Source organism: Salmonella sp. SAL4457 (assembly GCF_046548235.1).
Classification (GTDB): domain Bacteria; phylum Pseudomonadota; class Gammaproteobacteria; order Enterobacterales; family Enterobacteriaceae; genus Salmonella; species Salmonella enterica.
This window is the reverse complement of sequence record NZ_JBGDZO010001184.1, coordinates 1-243: the sequence shown is the minus strand read 5'-3', so window position 1 is coordinate 243 and position 243 is coordinate 1. Positions and strand designations below refer to the sequence as shown.

The 243-nt window shown below is 60.9% G+C and carries 1 pseudogene; it reads left to right on the top strand.

Going from position 1 to position 243, the window contains the following annotated elements:
- Positions 1-243 (top strand): annotated as a pseudogene (locus tag ACLJNW_RS27930) (hypothetical protein); the annotation flags it as partial.

Below are 243 nucleotides of genomic sequence, written 5' to 3'. Positions count from 1 at the left end.
ATCTACAGCAGCCTGGAACAGAACGACATTGAAGATCCGCTGGGGCAGACCTGGGACGCCTACAAGTACGACCCGCGCTCCGTCACCGCCAACGCCGAGCTGTACGACACGCGCAAGAGCATCGACCACCAGCAGGCCGGGATGAACTACGAGCGCTACTTCGGCGAGGCGACCTTGCAGGTCAACGCCTACGTGGGCAAGCGCAGTGTCGTGCAGTATCAGGCGATACCCAAGCAGATAGGA